Origin of the sequence: Staphylococcus sp. EG-SA-10, assembly GCF_017151945.1 — a bacterium.
In the GTDB taxonomy this organism is placed as follows: domain Bacteria; phylum Bacillota; class Bacilli; order Staphylococcales; family Staphylococcaceae; genus Staphylococcus; species Staphylococcus aureus.
The window spans coordinates 1-18,658 of sequence record NZ_JACVZJ010000022.1 but is presented as its reverse complement, the minus strand read 5'-3'; the positions used below and the strand labels follow the sequence as shown (position 1 = coordinate 18,658).

The window sequence follows — 18,658 nt, the reverse complement described above, 5'->3', positions numbered from 1 at the left end:
CTTTAATGTAACAGATTAAAATTACTCTTCAGTTTTTTCTTCGTCTTCTTTGCTTTCGCCAACAACTTCTGGTTCTTCAGTTTGTTGTTCGCCTTCCATAGCTTCGATTTCTTCTTCAGTTGGTTCTTCAGTTGGAGCAACTACTGTTACTACTGATTCAGCTGAATCGTTTTCGATTTTGAAGTCGCCAGTTACTTTAACATCAGCAACAGTTAAGCTGTCGTTAATGTTTAATTCAGTAATGTCTACTTCGATTGCTTCTGGAATATTGTCTGGAGTAGCAGTTACTTCTAAGTTGAATAATGGTTGTTCAACTACGCCGCCTTCTTTAGCGCCTACTGCTTCACCAACTAATTGAACTGGTACTTCAACAGTACGTTCTTCACTCATATTGATTGCTAAGAAGTCAATGTGAGTAATTTGGTTTTTAAGTGGATCGAATTGGTAGTCTGCAACCATAACTTTGATAGTTTTAGAACCAACGCCTAATTCGATAACACCGTTACGACCTACTTCACGGATAACTTTGATGAATTCTACTTCATCAACTTTAACTGACACGTTTTTAGTACCGTAACCGTATACTACTGCTGGTACTTTACCAGATTTTCTTAATTGTTTAAGATCTGAACGTGTTTGTTTACCTTGACGGATGATTGACTTTAATGAAGCCATTCTCATTTCCACCTTTCATTTTTGCTCAAAACGAGCACCTCACTTACCCATCAACATAATCGTTGCTTGCAAGTGTTTATTTATTCGTATAATCACGAACGAAACTATTATACACGTTTGGAATATGTTCGTCAAACGCCTTTTAAATATTAGTCAAATAATACGCTAACTGATTCTCTTTCGTATACACGAATGATAGCTTGTGCGATTAAACCAGCAACAGATAATTCTTTAGTGTTAGATGGTTTGCGATCTTCATCTAAATGAATTGAGTTTGTTACGATTAATTCTTTTATAGCAGAATTTTCGATACGTTCTTTAGCCGGTCCTGATAAAACAGGGTGTGTACAACAAGCATATACTTCTTTAGCACCTTTATCTTTTAATGCTTGTGCAGCTAAAGTGATTGTACCTGCTGTATCAATAATATCGTCAATAATAATTGCCGTACGTCCTTCAATCTCACCAACAATGTTCATCACTTCAGCAACATTTGGTCTAGGACGACGTTTATCTATAATTGCAATTGGAGTTTTTAAAATGTCAGCTAATTTACGTGCACGTGTAACACCGCCATGGTCTGGTGAAACAACGACACATTCTTCTGGGTTAATATTCGGATCATCTTTGAAATGTTTAGCAAGAATTGGCACACCCATTAAGTGGTCAATTGGAATATCAAAGAATCCTTGAATTTGTGGTGCATGTAAGTCTAACGCAATCATACGAGTTGCGCCAGCTGTTTCGATTAAGTTTGCAACTAATTTAGCAGTGATTGGCTCACGGCTACGGGCTTTTCTATCTTGTCTTGCATATCCATAATATGGCACTACAATATTGATTGTTGCTGCAGAAGCACGTTTACAAGCATCAATCATAATTAATAATTCCATTAAATGTAGATTCACAGGATATGATGTTGGTTGAATAATAAATACGTCACAACCACGAATACTCTCTTCGATATTAATTTGAATTTCTCCATCACTAAAACGTTTAACTGAACATTTACCTAGTTCAATTCCTACTTGGTCAGCAACTTCTTGCGCTAATGCTTCGTTTCCTTTCAATGAAAAAATCTTTAATGACGAATTCTTATATTCATTATTTAACATTTATAGTCCTCCAATTATTTACTTACGCAATTACTATTATATATAAAATGTAACTCCATTACTATGCGAATCATTAAATCATAAAGATTACATTAATATTACATAGGATTATCCTTTTATCCTAGCCATTTTAAATACGTAAATGATTATTTCCTATATCCTTCTTTTGTTGTTTGTCTTGCTCTTGCCACAGCTAAACTGTCATTTGGTACGTCATCTGTGATTGTGGAACCAGCTGCCACCAATACATCATCACCAATTGTTACAGGTGCTACTAAATTAACATTGCAACCTACAAATGAATCTTTGCCGACGATAGTTTTAAATTTATTTTCACCATCATAGTTAACTGTAATCGTTCCGCAACCAATATTAGTACGTTCGCCAATTACAGCATCGCCAATATAACTTAAATGTGAAACCTTGGCACCATCTTTAAGATCTGCTTTTTTAATTTCTACAAAATTTCCAACCTTAACATCTGCACCTAATTGCGCGCCTGGTCTCAATTGCGCAAACGGTCCGACCTTAGTATTCGCTCCTACGCTAGCATCATTAACAACAGACTGTTGAATACATGCACCATTTTCAATCGTACTATTGTTAATTTCAGAGTACTGACCAATAACAACATCTTCACCAATTTCTGTACGACCTTTAATTCGTACGCCTGGTTCAATGACTGTATCACTACCAATTGTAACGTCTGGACCAATAAAAGTGCTGTCAGGATCGATGATTGTCACACCATTTAGCATGTGATAATGATTCGTACGACGTTGCATCGCCTTCTCAGCCTGACTAAGCATTACACGATCATTTACACCCATGATTTCTTCAACATCATTGGTAAGATAGACTTCTACGATGCCGCCATCATTTAAAATTAACGACAATACATCAGGGAGGTAATATTCACCTTGCGCATTATCATTTTTCACTTGTGTTAATTTTTCAAACAACGTTTTATTATTAAACGCAAAAATACCTGAACTAATTTCATTAATATCCTTTTCAGCTTGCGTTGCATCTTTCTCTTCAACTATGCGTTCTAAACGACCTGACGCATTTCGAACGATTCTTCCGTATCCATACGGTTGTTGAATCGATGCAGATAAAACAGTTGCTTGAGCATTAGCATCCTCGTGATGCGCAATCAATGTTTCTAATGTTTCCTTTGTGATGAGCGGTGTGTCACCACATACAACGATTGTCGTACCTTCCTTGTCTTCTAAGTGTGATTTCGCCATTTGCACTGCATGCGCAGTACCGAGTTGTTCCTCTTGAAAACTGTATAAAGAACGCTCGCCTAAATGTCCTTTTACACTTTCAGCACCATGTCCTACGATGGTTACAACTTGATCGACACCAGAGCCTTTCACACTTTCCAATACATGTTCGACCATAGGTTTCCCAGCAACCTCGTGTAGCACTTTATACTTTTTAGATTTCATTCTTGTGCCTTTACCTGCTGCCAAAATTATCGCGTGTCTTCGCATGAACATTAACCCCCATTAAATTTTACACTTCGTCATTATTATAATTTAATCTGCAATACTCTTTCAACATATAAAAGGCATTGTTTTTAATTCGTTGTAATTTTAAAAACAACTTTTTCTTACTTCAAAAATACGAGCATCATTCAAACGCAATTTTTATCAGCAATGAATCAATAATTTTCATATCATCATAATCTGTTAACGTATATATTTATTAGCCTTTCATTTCATAAAAAAACATTAATACAAACTAAAAAAACTGCCGACAAAGCTTTATGCTTTATCGACAGTATCAAATCAACTTATTGCAAATGTATTACATCGCTAAATATAAAATTGATTAAGCTTCTTCTGAATCTTCTGATGTAGCGTTTTTATCTGGTACTACTTCATCTGTTTCATCATATACTTTCATCACTGCATCTTGAATTTCTTGTCTCATATCTGAATTAATAGGATGCGCGATGTCGCGGAATTCACCATCTGGTGTACGTTTACTTGGCATTGCAACGAACAAGCCAGAGTTTCCTTCAATTACACGTAAATCATGAATTACGAAAGCTTCATCTAATGTAATGGAAACGAGTGCTTTCATTCGTCCATCTGTTTGTATTTTTCTAAGTCTTACATCTGTCACTTTCATGTAGTGAGCCCCCCTATAGTATATATCTCTCTGTTTTATTTAGAAGCTTGATTAAACATATTAATCGAAAATTATAATTCCTTAATTTTACTTACTAATTCAATTTCTACTTTCACATCTTTTGGCAATCGCGCAACCTCTACACAACTACGCGCTGGCTTGTGTTCATTAAAATATTGACCATACACTTCATTTATTTTTTGGAAATCATTCATATCTTTAATGAAAATGGTCGCTTTCGCAACAGAATTCAAATCAGATCCTGCTTCTTCCAAAACAATCTTTAAATTTTCTAAAACTTGTTTTGTCTGTGCTTGAACATCAGCGCTTACGATTTTCCCATCAACATTCAATGGAATCTGACCAGAAGTATAAACCATACCATTTACAACTGTTGCATGCGAATATGGTCCAAGTGCTTCCGGTAATCTTGTTGTGTTAATGATTTTCATAATACTAAAACTCCTTTTATGAAAACTTAGATAAACTGTTGCCAGGTTCTACGTTAAACTCTTGATTATATTCATCTACATCAGATAATTTCACTAAGGAAGTATAATCTTCAATCAATCTTTGTTTAACTTCTTTTGATTCTACAAGTACTGATACCCCTTTTACATGGACTTTAAACTCATTCATTAAATTCATAACACCATTAATAGAGCCACCAGCCCTCATAAAATCATCGACAACTAAAACATTTGAATTTTCTGCTAAAGTTCTCTTCGAAAGTACCATTGTCTCTATTTTTCTTGAAGATCCTGAAACGTAATTAATTGAAACTGTAGAACCTTCAGTCACCTTGTTGTCTTTTCTAATCACTACTACTGGTAAATTTAAAATATTAGCAACCGCATTTGCCAATGAAATACCTTTTGTCGCAATGGTAACAACAGCATCTAATTTTTCTTCCATGTAAATACTGGCAATTAACTTACCAACTTTGTTTAGTAGCGATGGATTACCTACCAAATCTGATAAAAATAAATACCCGCCAGGTAACAAACGTTCTTTCTCTTCTAATAGAGTAATGACCTCATTAACAACTTCAGTCGCCTCTTCTTTACTCATCATTGGTTTATACGTAACACCACCACTTGCACCAGCAGTAGTAATTACTGTACCTAACTTTTCTTTTTGGAATGTATTTTTTATAATTTGGACATCTTCACTTATTGAAGACTTCGCCTGTTTAAATTTTTTCACAAAAAAAGTTAATGGAATCAATTTATTCGGATGGTTCATCAAATATTGCGTCATAAAAACAATTCTCTCGCTTCGTTTATATCTCATCTTTTCAACCCTTCTATCCTAATAGTCTAACTAAGTACACTTCATTACAACAACCGTTAACTGCATTATAAATATTTTTTGCTTGGCTTTCTTTTCGTGCTAGCCCATACACAGTCGGTCCGCTTCCACTCATTAACGCACCATCTGCACCACTTTTCAACATATTATTTTTTAATTTATCGATTTGTGGGTGTTTTGCAACAGAAATTGGCTCTAATCGATTAGACAAACTTTGACATAATTGTTGATAATCTCGATTTTCTAAGGCCTCATAACACATTTTCGTATGTACGTCGTAACGCTTATCTAAATTAATCAACTTAAATATATCTGGTGATGATATGCCTAAGTTTGGTTTAGCAAGAATCACCCAAGCTGAAGGTGGTTTATTTAAAAACTCGATTTTCTCTCCTTTTCCAGTACATAGTGCAGTTTTATTATAAATACAAAACGGAATATCTGTCCCGATTTCACTGCCTAGTAGAGCCAATTCTTCCAAACTCGCCCCTATATTAAAAAGTCGATTCAATCCTCTTAACGTTGCTGCTGCATCAGCCGAACCTCCAGCTAAGCCAGCAGAAACAGGTATTTCTTTATCGATAGAAATTGTTACACCTTGCTTTAGTTGATATTGCTCAATAAATAGTTGCGCTGCACGATATGCGAGATTTTTATGATTAGAAGGCACATAATTATGTTCAATCTCAACAACTATCTTTCGATCTTTTCTTTTATGAAAAGTTAAACGATCATTTAAATCAACTGTTGTCATTATCATTTCAATCTCATGATAGCCATCATTTCTTTTAAAAAGTGTATCGAGCGTAAAATTAATTTTGGCTGGTGCCGTTTCATATATCATTTTCCGCCCTCTTTTCGTTATCTTAATATGATGATTTTAACATAAAGAGAATTAATATTTGACATTTTAATTTGTTTTTTAGTGTTTTTTTAATAAAAAAGTAATTTTCTCCATCTAATTACTTAGTATTTACTTGTATTTGTGTTTATAAATACAATTATCCATTTACTGAAAAATCTATAAGCGAAACATCAGTGTTAAACATTTTGTAAATAAAAAGAGTATTGAACATAATGCCCAACACTCAAATAATTATCATAATATTTACTTCTTATACTAAGAAACGTCTAACATCTCTATATGTCTTATTTAGTGTGCAATTGATTCGTGATGATTATCCTCTTCAAATGAAACTTGAACATTTTCAGTTAACACATCAGTGTATGTATAAGATACTCTCTCAAAGTTGTGTTTGTCTTGGTCTAACTCAACAATGAAAACTGACGGATATGTTTCTTTTAAAATTCCAGAACGTTTTATTGTTTTCTTACGGCCTCCATTGGCTTTCAGTACAATACGATTTCCTACATGACAATCAATAGAATTTTTGATGTCCAAAATTGATTTTGGCATATTGCTCCACCTCGCTACAAGTTACATAATACCATATTTGCAGCGTTTTCGTCAAACAAAATTTAAATTTTAACAATAGTGCCTTGCTTTGTCAATCATTTAATTTTCTAATTGAGGGAATTTTTTCTTTTCTTCATACAATTTAGCAAAATCTTGAATAGATAGCGTTTCACCGCGACGTCTTGGATCAATACCCGCTTGTTCTAACCATTGTAAAATCACTTCTTTGTGTTGTTTACCATCTTTAAAATAATTTTGATAGTTATTGTTAATTGTCTTTCTTCTTTGTGCAAATGCTGCTTTTGCTAACTTAAAGAATGCTTCCTCGTTATCTACTGTTACTAACGGTTCAGTTCTCTGCATCAGTTTTACAACTATTGAATCAACATTAGGTGGTGGCATAAATACAGATTTAGGTACCGTTAATACTTTACTAGTCTCTGTATAGTATTGTACGACAATTGATAATGAACCATATGCTTTTGAACCTACTTCAGCATTTAAGCGTTCGCCCACTTCTTTTTGCATCATCACCACGTAGCCATCAATTGGTATATCTTGTTGCATTAAATTTAATAAAATTGGCGTCGTAATATAGTACGGCAGGTTTGCAACAACCATTATTTTTTCACAATCTTGTAAATGATTTTCAACAGCTTTTTTAATATTCGCTTTTAAAATATCTTCATTAATCACCGTCACATTATCATAAGGTGATAGTGTATCATTTAATACAGGTATTAAACGTTGATCAATTTCAAATGCCAATACTCTTTTAGCATGTCTGGCCAATTGTTCTGTCAACGACCCCATACCTGGACCAATTTCAATCACCCCAGTTTGTGCATCAATATCACTTGCATCAATGATATTATTAATGATATTCACATCTATTAAAAAGTTCTGTCCTAAACTTTTTTTAAAATTAAAGCCATATTTATCTAACAACGCTCGCGTTCTTGATGGTGTTGCAATATCTTTATTATCCAACATTTTCACTTCCTCATTCATCTTCTAAAGCTTGCCTTACATCCGCTTCGGTATAACCAAATGCATTTAACTTTTTCAATAACTGCTTACCATTGGAATGGCCGATTCGCAATTTTCTACTTAAAATTTCTCTACGGCGCCTTGCATCTTTCCCAACGATTAACCCCAACTCTATAAGCACAGATTTATCAATTGATTCATAAGCTTCATCAAAGGGTGAACTAACATGCATTAACGCTTCTTTAATATCAATTAAGTCGGCATGTTCAACACCAATTTTCCCTTTTTTATTTTTAGCTTTTTCTCTATCAATATACGCATGTTTAACACCTTTGACATGTTCAGTAATTGTACTTCTAATTTTATCTCCTGGGAAATCTGGATCTGTTAATACAATAACGCCTCGACTTTGTTGAGCATTTCTAATTACTTCTAAAGTTTGTTCGTTGATGGCACTACCATTCGTTTCAATCGTATCACATTCAACAGCTCGTTTAACACGCTCAGTATCATCTCGTCCTTCTACAACTATAAACTCATTGATTTTCATTTAAAACGCCTTCCTACAATTCTTAATTTCAAAGCACTAACCACCTCTATCGCACGTATTGCACATGCACGATATTTTAATTTAAAAAAGTGAGAAAGAACCATAGCATATTAAACGAATATAGCATCGTTTACATTTATGGCGGTGATCTTTCTCACTTTTAACTTTATGAATTTAAATTAAACAATTTCTCTGCATTTTTAGTTGTTTGTTCGCACACTTCTTCATAAGATAAGCCTTTTAATTCAGCAATTTGTTCAGCTACTAAAGTTACTCTCGCCGGTTCATTTCGCTTCCCTCTATACGGATGTGGCGAAAGATACGGTGCATCGGTTTCAACAAGCAATCGCTCCATTGACACATGCTTAGCAACTTCTTTAGGCTGTTTAGCATTTTTAAATGTCACAGGTCCACCTAATGAAATATAAAAATTCAGCTTATTAGTTACAATATCTGCAATTTCTGGAGAACCACTAAAGCTATGCATAATCCCGCCTACCTCTTCAGCATGCTCCTCCAATAAGATATCGATACAGTCTTGTGTTGCTTCACGGTTATGAATGATAATTGGTAACTTCAAACGCTTAGCTAAAGCAATTTGCTTTCTAAAAACTTCCTTTTGAACATCTGCAGGAGATTTATCCCAGTGATAATCTAATCCCATTTCACCAATACCAATCACTTTTGGATGCTGAGCTAAAGATTCAATCCATTCCAAGTGTTCTTCTGTAAAATCAATTGCGTCAACTGGATGCCAACCGATAATGCCATATAAAAAATCATACTCATCGATTAATTTCATCGCGCGTTCAATTGTCGATTTGTTAAAACCAACTACAAACATACGATCAACACCTGCTTCTCTAGCACGTGTAATCACTTCACTCAAATCATCATCGTATTGCTTATCATTTAAATGGACATGTGTATCGATTAACATAATTATCTCTCCTAATTTTTAAAAATACAGTTATTTAATCGCTGCACCGTTTGGAATTGCACTTGGTAAACTTACTAAGGTTAATACACCATCTTTTTCAGCAGATAATATCATACCTTCAGATTTTTGTCCCATTAATTTAGCTGGTTTCAAGTTAGTAACAACTGCTACTTTTTTACCAATAATATCATCTGGTGTATAGAATTTGGCAATTCCTGATACAATTTGTCTTTGTTCAGAATCTAAGTCTACTTGAATTTTTAAAAGCTTATCTGACTTCTTAACATGTTCAGCATCAATAATCGTTGCTGCCTTAATTTCAACTTTATCAAAGTCTTTAATATCAATTTGAGGTTTGCTAGGAATCTCTTCTTTTTCCTCTTCAGTAGCAGGCGGTTGCATTGATTCTTTGATATATGCAATTTCCGCTTCGCTATCCAATCTTGGGAAAATAGGTTTAGGTTGCCCAGTAACCATAATTGGCTCAGTAAGCACACCATATTGCTCTAAACTACTAAATTCCATAAATTGAGGATTGTTAATGTTCAATTGTTCAAAAATCTCTTTCGGCGCATGTGTTAAGAATGGACGTAATAATACAGCTGCATAACGAATATTTTCAACTAAGTGAGCCATTACATTGCCTAACATATCTTTTTGGCTATCATCCTTAGCTAATACCCAAGGCGTTGTTTCGTCAATATACTTATTCGTTCTACTAATAAACTTCCATACTGTAGATAATGCCACAGAAAATTGCAAACTTTCCATGCTTTCAGTATAGCTTTTCACTGTTTCTAAAGCCATAGCTTCCATTTCTTCATCTAATTCATGAAGTGGACCTTGATACGCTGGTAATTCGCCATCAAAGTACTTATTAATCATAGAAATCGTACGGTTTACTAAGTTACCTAAGTCATTTGCTAGATCGAAATTTGTACGCTCAACAAATGCTTCAGGTGTAAATACGCCATCTGAACCAAATGGTAATTCACGCATTAGATAATAACGTGTGGCATCTAAACCATAGCGATCAATTAAAATATTCGGGTCTACGACATTACCTTTAGATTTACTCATTTTTCCATCTTTCATCAAAATCCACCCATGTGCAAAGACTTTTTTAGGTAACGGTAAGTCTAATGCCATCAATAAAATAGGCCAAATAATTGAGTGGAATCGCACAATTTCCTTAGCCATTAAATGAATATCTGCTGGCCAGTATTTGTTAAATAGTGACTCATCATCTGATAAATAGCCTAATGCTGAAATATAGTTAACTAACGCATCAATCCAAACATAAACAACATGTTTTGGATTAGACGGAACATGGACACCCCAGTTAAATGATGTACGAGAAACAGCCAAATCAGCAAGTCCTGGTTTAATGAAGTTGTTAATCATTTCATTTTTTCTTGATGGTGGTTGTATAAAATCTGGATTTTGGTCATAGAACTCTAATAGACGGTCTGTATATTTACTAATATTAAAGAAATAACTTTCTTCTTTTACTAGTTCAACTTCATGTCCAGAATCTGGACTTTTACCACCAATAATTTTACCGTTTTCGTATTGTGGGTCTACTAATTGTGACTCTGTATAGTATGTTTCATCCGGAACAGAATACCAACCTTCATATTCACCTAAATAGATATCACCTTGCTTTAATAAACGTTCAAATACTTGCTCAACGACATGTTTATGACGTTCTTCAGTTGTTCTGATAAAATCATCATTTGAAATTTCAAGCTTAGCCCACAATTGTTTAATTCCAGCAATCATCTCATCCAAATATTCAATTTCTGTCTTACCAGCTTTTTGAGCTTTTTCTTGAATTTTTTGACCGTGTTCATCCGTTCCAGTCAAATAACGAACATCATATCCTTGCATTCTCTTATATCTTGCAATAACATCTCCAGCCACTGTAGAATATGCATGTCCTATATGTAAATTCCCACTAGGATAGTATATTGGGGTTGTTATATAAAATGTTTCTTTAGCCATAACTGTTCCTCCTCGTAATGTCTCACTTCAAATAATATCTAAGATTTCTATGCATTTCAACGGACGCGACCATTTATCTCGTCATCTCATTTTCATCTTATTCAATGTTAAGGTATTTATTACTTTCAATGTATTTATTTTACATTAAAAAACGTCGATGTCATCATTTTTTTATCATAGTCAACATCATTTTATCAGTATCAATGCAAAATGATAACTTACCATTTAAAATTACAGCTTGCGTTTATAAAATCGTTTAAAATTTCATATAATCGATAAAGTGATTAACTTATTTGATGATAAGTATTATATACTTCATTCGTTTTAAGTTGTCGTTCTTCAGCAACTTTTTTAATAGCTTGTTTTGGTTTCATCTGTGAAGTTTGAATATAATGATCAACATGTTCATTGATAGATAAATCATCAAACCACGATATCTCATTGTTCGCTTTAGCACCCTCAATCAAGATAACGAATTCGCCTTTCAATGGTACATCGCCTTGCTGAATCAATGCTTGTAATTGTGTTACATCATCAGTTACAACTTGTTCGAACTTCTTAGTCAATTCACGCCCTAGTGATACTTGTCGTGTTGCATCTATCTTTGCAATTGTTTTTAATGTATCTGTCACACGATGCGGTGATTCGTATATAATTAATGTGCTATTTTCATGCATACGTTGCTCTAATACAGCACTTTTTTCTTTCTCTTTTCGTGGCAAAAATCCTAAAAATGTATATACATATGAAGGTAATCCACTAGCCATCAAAGCCGTCAGCCCAGCATTAGGTCCAGGCACAGTCTCTACTTTAATATTAGCTTCTCTGGCTGCCACTACTAATTCGTATCCAGGATCACTAATTAAGGGCAATCCAGCATCAGATACGAGCGCAACGTCAAGACCTAATTCTAACTGTTCAATGATAAAAGCAGTCTGCTTATCCTTGTTATGTTCGTGATATGACTTTAATGGAGTTGGAATATCATAATGATTACACAGCTTACTAGTTACTCTAGTGTCTTCACAAGCAATCATATCAACACGTTTCAATACATCAACTGCTCTATAAGTAATATCTGCTAAATTACCAATTGGTGTGCCCACTAAATATAATACAGCCATACTATCGCTCCTTAATTAATCGCAATTTCTTTTGTCTGGTATAAGTTTTAATTTCATATTCACGCTTCAATGCTTCAGACTTTGTCTCATACATTTCTTGATAAACTAAATGCACCGGACGTCTTACTTTCGTATATTTGGCTCCTTGACCTCGGTTATGTTTTTCAACACGTGCATTAACGTCTTTAGCGTATCCTGTATATAAACTTCCATCACTACATTTTACAATATATACAAAATGACTATCCATAATATACTTCCTTCATTTCTTCACTATAATTACCATCTTCATTATAAATATAAAACGGGGGCATGATTTCTAAACCTTGATTTCCACCTTTTCGACCTTCTACAACTATCGTTTGTGCCGATTTCCCTACTTTACTATATATAAAAACGACTTTCTTAGGTTCAATATTCACTTTTCTCATTTCAAACAAGACATCCATTAGTCTATCTGCACGATGTACCATGTTTAGCCTACCACCTTCTTTTAATAAATGACGGGCTGCAATCATGCAATCTTCAAGTGTACACATAATCTCATGTCTCGCTATCTTATGTGCTTCTTTTTGATGTTGGTGTTGCTGATTCTCTTTAAAATAAGGCGGATTACACGTTACTAAAGTATATTGTGAAGGTTTAAATACTTTAGTAACGTTTTTCAAATCCATGTGATGCATTGTTAAATATTCACCAACATCATTGAATTGAAATGTGCGTCGCGCCATATCGACAAGTGTTTTTTGAATCTCAACACCTTCTATATGTCGTGGATGTTTCGCAAACAATAACAAGGGTATCACCCCATTGCCTGAACATAAGTCCAACACAATATCTTTTGTTTTAGGTTTTGTAAAATGCCCTAACAACAAAGCATCCGTTGAAAACGAAAAAACATCATCATTTTGAATAATACTAAAATCTTCTTTGATTAGTTGATCAAATCGTTCATTCTCTTTTAACATTTTTAACTCCTATGAAGACAACCTTTTTCTATTGAGTAATTGAAATCTCTTTTTATATTATATGCCTATCTACATTCGATGTATTTTTGACTTTTAACAGCTACATTTTATAACTAATGATACTGCGTACACACTTAATAATAACATTTAGTACCGCTATCTCTTATGCAATCACCAAAACTTTATACACAATTAAAGCCTGAAACATGCATTGTCTCAGACTTATCCAAACCATATTCATTTATAATTATAACACTATTTGAGTGTGCTTGATTAATCACTTAAAACTTCTAAACAGAACAGACAATCTTCACCATGTCGATGTTTTCCAAATAATTCGCCTTTACAAATATGAAATCCTTCTCCATACAATATAGCCAAATTGTCTTTACTTGGTAATGGCTTTTTCACAGCTTTTGCTGGTTTTGAATTCGCAGTATCAATAGTAGTTGGTTCATCATTGCCCAACACCTTTTTCAAATTATCATTTTCAAGTTGAAGTGCTACATTTTCTTCTACTAATTCAACTGCAAGTGCCTTTAATTCTGAAGTTTCCTTTGAAAGTTGATTGACATTCATTTCTAAACGCATTATTTTTTCAAATATTTCATTGCGATCCAAATGTAATAATGCCTCCTTAATGCATAGTTTCTATTTCTTCTAATTTATATTCAAGTGGCTGTTCATGTCCCTCAAGCTTCACCTGCATAGAAATGTCTAATATATTTAAAGCAACTACTTTCCCGTTACCATCAGGCATTTCAATTGCTTCACCGATATCAGGTAATTGCGCACGTACTTCCTCATAGTAGTCATTTTCATATTTTAAACAACACATCAAACGACCACATGCACCGGAAATTTTAGTTGGATTTAATGATAAATTTTGATCCTTAGCCATCTTAATCGATACTGGTTCAAAATCTCCTAAAAATGTAGAACAACATAACGACCTACCACAAGGTCCGATACCGCCAAGCAATTTGGCTTCATCCCTTACACCAATTTGTCTCAACTCGATACGTGTTTTTAAATGTTGCGCTAATATTTTTACTAATTTTCTAAAATCAATACGATCATCCGCCGTAAAATTAAAAATAACTTTCGATTTATCTAAGGTATATTCGCAATTGACTAAACGCATGTCCAAACCTTGTTCTCTTACAATGTCTTTACATAGTATTAATGCATTTTCAGCATCTCGTTCATTACAATTAAATTTATCAATATCTTTGTCATCAGCAATGCGAATAATATTTTTAAGAGGTAACACAACATCCTCTTCAGCAATATCCATTAATGGATTTTTAACAATACCTATCTCTATGCCTCTTTTAGATTCGACAACTACCCAGTCATCTATATCTACTTGTATATCATTAGGTGTATAATATTCTAATTTTCCCGCTTTTTGAAACTGAACACCTATTACATTTGGCATCTAACTCACACCCTTAATTACGATTTGTTCAAATACAAGCGTTGGATTTACATTTTGATTCAATTTCTTATGTGCTTCCGTCAGTTGATCAAACATCAAAATTAATTGATTAAACGACAACTTTTGCGCATATTGATCAATATCATTTTTTAAATCACTATATATTTGTTTATCCTCTACATTTACCTTTGTATGTATGATATCTTCGAAGAAACCATTCACAGCTGCAATAGTTAAAGTTTGCAGTTTTTTATTTTTAGCCTGTTTCAATAAATCAATAATACCTATAAGTGCCATTGGCTTATTAGTAAGCAACAATTCACACCAACGTATAACTGATTTTCTTAGTGCTAATAAATCAAATTCTTCATTTAAAGCCATTGCATTATCTATTTGCGTAGTATAAGTACTAATCATTTCAGCTACTGGCTTAGACATGTCTTGTTCAACTAATCTATTTATAAACTTTTCTTTATCAATAGGCTTGAAATATACATGCTGACACCTTGAATGGATTGTGTCTAAAATTTGCTCAGGTTTTGTAGACAATAAAATAGCAATCGTATTGTCCGGTGGTTCTTCAAGAAATTTCAAGATACTGTTTTCCCCTTGAACAGTTAACTTTTCAAAGTCTTCAATGATGTACACTTTATTTGTGCTTTCTATAGGAAGTTGATTCATATGACGCACAAGTTGTTCAACTTGTTCTTTCTTAATTGCATTCTCAGTTGTTGATATATACATAAAGTCTGGATGATTATATGTACTAACCTTTGTTTCACATTGACTATCTGTTTGACATAAAATAAGCTTTGCAAAATTAATCGCAACTTGTTTCATCGTTTGTGCATCATCACCTTCAAATAAATAGGCATGCGATAATTTATTTGAATGATATGCATTCGTCAATTGTTGCTGTTCATCCATTCATTACAAACTCCCTTTTGCTTTTATATAAAAAGGTTGCCAAAGAGCAACTAATTACTGAAACAATAGCGACCATGATTTGTGATTATTCTTAGAACCACAAAAATCAAATCTATTGGCATCTGAACTAGTCGCAGTCAAGCAACCCAAAATTGTTAATAACTTATTAATACACTATTTTAAGTATCTCTAATTGATGATTGTATTATAGAATTAAAATTGATGGAATGCATCAACTGGCATAACAAATACAGTAGCACCGCCAACTTCAACTTCAACTGGATATGGAATGTACGAATCCGCACTACCTCCCATAGGTGTAATAGGTGAAACCAACTGTTCTCTATTACCACACGTTTGATTAATCACAGACAATATTTCATCTACTCGGTCATCATTGACACCACATAAGAATGTTGTATTACCTGCTCTTAAAAACCCACCTGTTGTTGCCAATTTTGTTGCTCTAAAGTTATTTTTAACAAGTTGATCTGCAAGTTCCTGACTATCTTGATCTTGTACGATCGCTATAATCATTTTCATTTTATAACACCTCTTCTAACAATTATATCATATCTTTTCTAAATATTTGATGATAGTTTGATACGTGTCTTCAACAACATTTTCAAGAGGTTGATCTGCATTAACGCTTTTGAACCGTTGTGATTCATTATGAATGATTTCTTGGTAACCTTCAATTACTTTTTCGTGAAACTTTAAATCTTCTTGATCTAATCTATTTTGATCTCTTGAATTTTTAATAATACGTTCGCGACCTACTTCAGCACTAACATTTAAATAAATCGTCAAGTCTGGATATAATCCATCTATTGCAAATTCGTTTAATGCTCTTACTTCTTCAACGCCAATCCCTCTAGCATAACCTTGATAAGCTAATGAACTATCGATATAGCGATCACACAACACAACCTTACCTTCTTTTAAAGCTGGTATGACCTTTAATACAAGATGTTCTCTTCTAGATGCAGCAAATAACATTGCTTCAGTTCTAATGTCCATATCATTGCCTTCTAATACAATTTTACGTATTTCTTCACCAGTAGGAACACCACCTGGTTCTCTAGTCATAATGACATCATAATCTTTTACTAATCTATGATAAACTTCATTAATTACAGTTGTTTTACCTGAGCCTTCTGGGCCCTCAAAAGTTATAAAAGCTGCCATTTTATTCATCCTCAACTAAAATTTTATTATTTTTAATTCCTTCAACTATCATTCTAGTTTCCAGATATTCATTTACCAATTCTATCATATTTTCAGTTATTGTTTCTCCTTTGAAAATAATAGGGATCCCTGGCGGATATGAGACAATATGTCGCGCCAGAACTTTACCTTTTGCCTTTTTCAAATCACACCAAGTAACATATTCAAAGCGTTTTGGTTTATAGTTACCTTCAGTTGTTAAAAGTTGTGTTTGTTTAACTTTAGAAACTGATTTTTTCGGTAAAATCATATCTTCAATTTTACGTAAAAGCGAATCAAATAAATACGTATCATCATGATGCCATAACGGCAATATCGCTAATGCTTGATAGTCGTCCGCTAATTCTAAATAGATATGTGCATTCATAAACCAATTTTGAATATCATGACCTGTAAATCCTTCATATTTTATCAACAACTTCAAAGGATCATCAACTTGAAGCATTTCAAAACCTTTATTCTCCAAACATTCGATTAATTGCGCTCTCTTATCAAAAAACACGGTACTATCATATGTTTTATAGAACTGAGCAGCTGACTCTAAACTAGCCATAATCAAATACGAAGGACTAGATGTTTGGAAATAGCTTAGATATTCTATAATATTTTCTCTATAAGGTGCATTTTTATGAATATAAAGTACCGAGCCCATCGTTAAAGCTGGTAACGTTTTATGAAAAGATTGAACAACATAGTCAGCTTGATAATTTAATGTAGAATCTGGAAATCCTTGCAATCCAAAGTGCGCGCCGTGTGCTTCGTCAATGAGTACAGGAATATTTAATTGGTGCAAAGATTTGATAACCTCTTCTACATTAAATGTTTCACCGTAATAGTTAGGATAAGTCAACACAGCAAGTTTGTGACCGTCATTATTCAAACGGCTTAAATTAACTTTATTATAATGATTCGTTAACGGACTTTGATGCGTTTCAATAAAATGCCCTTCTTGTTGGCTAATATCGAGCGCATGTAATACAGATTTATGTACATTTCTTGCCATTAAGATATCGCCTTTTTTCTGTGAAAAAGACTGGATGACAGATAATATTCCCGAAGTGGTGCCATTCACTAAGAAATAACCATCATAATCTGAATGTTTCTCCACCTGCTTCATACTTTCCAAAATGACTTCTTCAGGATGATGTAAATCATCTAATCCAGGTATTTCAGTTTTATCCATTGTCATTGATAATTGAGATAAATGACCGATAGTCATATTTTTATGACCCGGAACATGCAAAGAAATCGCTTCTTCTTGATTTAAACTTTCTAATTTATTTAAAATAGGTTGCTTCATGATATACGCTTCCTTTATTTACAATGTTTTGGAATTAGTTACTTTCAAAAGTATTAATTATATAGTAACACTTCTTTGACAAAAGTTAGTGTTACTTATGCAATAGCTTGTCTATTGTATAATAATTAATTTCCTTTTTGTATTTCGATTTAAAAGATATTAGACATAAAACCTAAAAACAGCAGTAAGATGATTTATGATTAAAAACTATCTTACTGCTGTTCACTTTTTATAATACTTCTGAATGTCTTCACTTATACTTCTAGTCACAGATTTAAATAATCAAGAGTGCACATTATTTAATTATCATTTCCAAAACTCAATGCGGCTCATCGCATCCATTTTGCCTGGCAACGTTCTACTCTAGCGGAACGTAAGTTGGCTACCATCGTCGCTAAGAACCTTTCTTGACTTGTGACAATCGCTTGCTTCTTTCCTCTCCTTCGGCTCTCGCTTACTCATTTAGCTCTACTAAACTCGTTGCGCTCTTTTCTCGTTTCGTCAGATTCAAACGTTTTCACTTCGCC

21 protein-coding genes and 1 pseudogene are annotated in these 18,658 nt (G+C 33.6%); all 22 read right to left on the bottom strand.

What is annotated here, in order from left to right; translation table 11 throughout:
- Window positions 1-21 precede the first annotated feature (21 nt).
- The gene (locus IDG45_RS11555; protein ID WP_000157650.1) at window positions 22-675 is read right to left on the bottom strand and encodes a 50S ribosomal protein L25/general stress protein Ctc; all 654 of its coding nucleotides are present in this window, start codon (window positions 673-675) and stop codon (window positions 22-24) included.
- 149 nt (window positions 676-824) lie between these two features.
- A complete protein-coding gene (locus IDG45_RS11550; protein ID WP_000933774.1) occupies window positions 825-1,790 on the bottom strand; it encodes a ribose-phosphate diphosphokinase in 966 nt (321 codons plus the stop codon).
- Window positions 1,791-1,936: 146 nt separating this feature from the next.
- A complete protein-coding gene (gene glmU / locus IDG45_RS11545) occupies window positions 1,937-3,289 on the bottom strand; it encodes a bifunctional UDP-N-acetylglucosamine diphosphorylase/glucosamine-1-phosphate N-acetyltransferase GlmU (RefSeq protein WP_031927779.1) in 1,353 nt (450 codons plus the stop codon).
- 22 nt (window positions 3,290-3,311) lie between these two features.
- Window positions 3,312-3,442 (bottom strand): annotated as a pseudogene (locus tag IDG45_RS11540) (hypothetical protein).
- A 187-nt stretch (window positions 3,443-3,629) separates the two neighbouring features.
- Window positions 3,630-3,932, bottom strand: a complete 303-nt coding sequence (gene spoVG / locus IDG45_RS11535) for a septation regulator SpoVG (protein ID WP_000868999.1) — start codon at window positions 3,930-3,932, stop codon at window positions 3,630-3,632.
- Window positions 3,933-4,003: 71 nt separating this feature from the next.
- The gene (locus IDG45_RS11530) at window positions 4,004-4,384 is read right to left on the bottom strand and encodes a RidA family protein (RefSeq protein WP_000691771.1); all 381 of its coding nucleotides are present in this window, start codon (window positions 4,382-4,384) and stop codon (window positions 4,004-4,006) included.
- 16 nt (window positions 4,385-4,400) lie between these two features.
- Entirely contained in the window at window positions 4,401-5,225 is an 825-nt protein-coding gene (gene purR, locus IDG45_RS11525; protein ID WP_001269644.1) for a pur operon repressor, read from the bottom strand.
- A 13-nt stretch (window positions 5,226-5,238) separates the two neighbouring features.
- Window positions 5,239-6,087 carry a 4-(cytidine 5'-diphospho)-2-C-methyl-D-erythritol kinase gene (gene ispE, locus IDG45_RS11520; RefSeq protein WP_000638874.1) on the bottom strand — a complete coding sequence of 283 codons (849 nt, stop codon included), beginning with the start codon at window positions 6,085-6,087 and terminating at the stop codon, window positions 5,239-5,241.
- A 309-nt stretch (window positions 6,088-6,396) separates the two neighbouring features.
- Window positions 6,397-6,660, bottom strand: a complete 264-nt coding sequence (gene veg, locus IDG45_RS11515; RefSeq protein WP_001126664.1) for a biofilm formation stimulator Veg — start codon at window positions 6,658-6,660, stop codon at window positions 6,397-6,399.
- 99 nt (window positions 6,661-6,759) lie between these two features.
- Complete coding sequence (rsmA, locus tag IDG45_RS11510; RefSeq protein ID WP_000886504.1) at window positions 6,760-7,653, bottom strand: 16S rRNA (adenine(1518)-N(6)/adenine(1519)-N(6))-dimethyltransferase RsmA; 894 nt, start codon at window positions 7,651-7,653, stop codon at window positions 6,760-6,762.
- 10 nt (window positions 7,654-7,663) lie between these two features.
- The gene (gene rnmV / locus IDG45_RS11505) at window positions 7,664-8,200 is read right to left on the bottom strand and encodes a ribonuclease M5 (protein ID WP_000700080.1); all 537 of its coding nucleotides are present in this window, start codon (window positions 8,198-8,200) and stop codon (window positions 7,664-7,666) included.
- Window positions 8,201-8,366: 166 nt separating this feature from the next.
- Window positions 8,367-9,140 (bottom strand): TatD family hydrolase, encoded by a 774-nt coding sequence (locus tag IDG45_RS11500; RefSeq protein ID WP_000904319.1) that lies wholly within the window; start codon window positions 9,138-9,140, stop codon window positions 8,367-8,369.
- Between the two features lie 30 nt (window positions 9,141-9,170).
- Window positions 9,171-11,144, bottom strand: coding sequence for a methionine--tRNA ligase (metG, locus tag IDG45_RS11495; RefSeq protein WP_001051119.1), 1,974 nt, complete (start codon window positions 11,142-11,144; stop codon window positions 9,171-9,173).
- Window positions 11,145-11,428: 284 nt separating this feature from the next.
- On the bottom strand, window positions 11,429-12,268 hold the full coding sequence (gene rsmI, locus IDG45_RS11490; RefSeq protein ID WP_000279928.1) for a 16S rRNA (cytidine(1402)-2'-O)-methyltransferase: 840 nt from the start codon (window positions 12,266-12,268) through the stop codon (window positions 11,429-11,431).
- Between the two features lies 1 nt (window position 12,269).
- Window positions 12,270-12,518 (bottom strand): GIY-YIG nuclease family protein, encoded by a 249-nt coding sequence (locus IDG45_RS11485; protein ID WP_000377064.1) that lies wholly within the window; start codon window positions 12,516-12,518, stop codon window positions 12,270-12,272.
- Window positions 12,511-13,236 carry a tRNA1(Val) (adenine(37)-N6)-methyltransferase gene (locus IDG45_RS11480; protein ID WP_000910682.1) on the bottom strand — a complete coding sequence of 242 codons (726 nt, stop codon included), beginning with the start codon at window positions 13,234-13,236 and terminating at the stop codon, window positions 12,511-12,513. Before IDG45_RS11480 ends, IDG45_RS11485 begins: the two co-directional genes overlap by 8 nt.
- A gap of 273 nt (window positions 13,237-13,509) precedes the next feature.
- A complete protein-coding gene (gene yabA, locus IDG45_RS11475) occupies window positions 13,510-13,857 on the bottom strand; it encodes a DNA replication initiation control protein YabA (protein ID WP_000375686.1) in 348 nt (115 codons plus the stop codon).
- Window positions 13,858-13,873: 16 nt separating this feature from the next.
- The gene (locus IDG45_RS11470; RefSeq protein ID WP_001134190.1) at window positions 13,874-14,677 is read right to left on the bottom strand and encodes a PSP1 domain-containing protein; all 804 of its coding nucleotides are present in this window, start codon (window positions 14,675-14,677) and stop codon (window positions 13,874-13,876) included.
- Window positions 14,678-15,604 carry a DNA polymerase III delta subunit-related protein gene (locus IDG45_RS11465; RefSeq protein WP_206171632.1) on the bottom strand — a complete coding sequence of 309 codons (927 nt, stop codon included), beginning with the start codon at window positions 15,602-15,604 and terminating at the stop codon, window positions 14,678-14,680.
- Window positions 15,605-15,817: 213 nt separating this feature from the next.
- Window positions 15,818-16,147: a cyclic di-AMP receptor DarA gene (gene darA / locus IDG45_RS11460; RefSeq protein ID WP_000781979.1), complete on the bottom strand. Its 330-nt coding sequence runs from the start codon at window positions 16,145-16,147 to the stop codon at window positions 15,818-15,820.
- Window positions 16,148-16,174: 27 nt separating this feature from the next.
- Window positions 16,175-16,792 (bottom strand): dTMP kinase, encoded by a 618-nt coding sequence (tmk, locus tag IDG45_RS11455; RefSeq protein WP_000718703.1) that lies wholly within the window; start codon window positions 16,790-16,792, stop codon window positions 16,175-16,177.
- A gap of 1 nt (window position 16,793) precedes the next feature.
- Complete coding sequence (locus tag IDG45_RS11450; RefSeq protein WP_000812848.1) at window positions 16,794-18,131, bottom strand: aminotransferase class V-fold PLP-dependent enzyme; 1,338 nt, start codon at window positions 18,129-18,131, stop codon at window positions 16,794-16,796.
- Window positions 18,132-18,658: the final 527 nt, after the last annotated feature.

Excerpts from the sequence above, each read along its gene's own strand:
- glmU (WP_031927779.1), bottom strand. The coding sequence starts at position 3,289 with ATGCGAAGACACGCGATAATTTTGGCAGCAGGTAAAGGCACAAGAATG.
- tmk (WP_000718703.1), bottom strand. The coding sequence starts at position 16,792 with ATGGCAGCTTTTATAACTTTTGAGGGCCCAGAAGGCTCAGGTAAAACA.
- purR (WP_001269644.1), bottom strand. The coding sequence starts at position 5,225 with ATGAGATATAAACGAAGCGAGAGAATTGTTTTTATGACGCAATATTTG.
- IDG45_RS11450 (WP_000812848.1), bottom strand. The coding sequence starts at position 18,131 with ATGAAGCAACCTATTTTAAATAAATTAGAAAGTTTAAATCAAGAAGAA.
- IDG45_RS11480 (WP_000910682.1), bottom strand. The coding sequence starts at position 13,236 with ATGTTAAAAGAGAATGAACGATTTGATCAACTAATCAAAGAAGATTTT.
- ispE (WP_000638874.1), bottom strand. The coding sequence starts at position 6,087 with ATGATATATGAAACGGCACCAGCCAAAATTAATTTTACGCTCGATACA.
- rsmA (WP_000886504.1), bottom strand. The coding sequence starts at position 7,653 with ATGTTGGATAATAAAGATATTGCAACACCATCAAGAACGCGAGCGTTG.
- IDG45_RS11530 (WP_000691771.1), bottom strand. The coding sequence starts at position 4,384 with ATGAAAATCATTAACACAACAAGATTACCGGAAGCACTTGGACCATAT.
- IDG45_RS11550 (WP_000933774.1), bottom strand. The coding sequence starts at position 1,790 with ATGTTAAATAATGAATATAAGAATTCGTCATTAAAGATTTTTTCATTG.
- rsmI (WP_000279928.1), bottom strand. The coding sequence starts at position 12,268 with ATGGCTGTATTATATTTAGTGGGCACACCAATTGGTAATTTAGCAGAT.
- IDG45_RS11555 (WP_000157650.1), bottom strand. The coding sequence starts at position 675 with ATGGCTTCATTAAAGTCAATCATCCGTCAAGGTAAACAAACACGTTCA.
- rnmV (WP_000700080.1), bottom strand. The coding sequence starts at position 8,200 with ATGAAAATCAATGAGTTTATAGTTGTAGAAGGACGAGATGATACTGAG.
- IDG45_RS11465 (WP_206171632.1), bottom strand. The coding sequence starts at position 15,604 with ATGGATGAACAGCAACAATTGACGAATGCATATCATTCAAATAAATTA.
- spoVG (WP_000868999.1), bottom strand. The coding sequence starts at position 3,932 with ATGAAAGTGACAGATGTAAGACTTAGAAAAATACAAACAGATGGACGA.
- metG (WP_001051119.1), bottom strand. The coding sequence starts at position 11,144 with ATGGCTAAAGAAACATTTTATATAACAACCCCAATATACTATCCTAGT.
- IDG45_RS11485 (WP_000377064.1), bottom strand. The coding sequence starts at position 12,518 with ATGGATAGTCATTTTGTATATATTGTAAAATGTAGTGATGGAAGTTTA.
- veg (WP_001126664.1), bottom strand. The coding sequence starts at position 6,660 with ATGCCAAAATCAATTTTGGACATCAAAAATTCTATTGATTGTCATGTA.
- IDG45_RS11470 (WP_001134190.1), bottom strand. The coding sequence starts at position 14,677 with ATGCCAAATGTAATAGGTGTTCAGTTTCAAAAAGCGGGAAAATTAGAA.
- darA (WP_000781979.1), bottom strand. The coding sequence starts at position 16,147 with ATGAAAATGATTATAGCGATCGTACAAGATCAAGATAGTCAGGAACTT.
- IDG45_RS11500 (WP_000904319.1), bottom strand. The coding sequence starts at position 9,140 with ATGTTAATCGATACACATGTCCATTTAAATGATAAGCAATACGATGAT.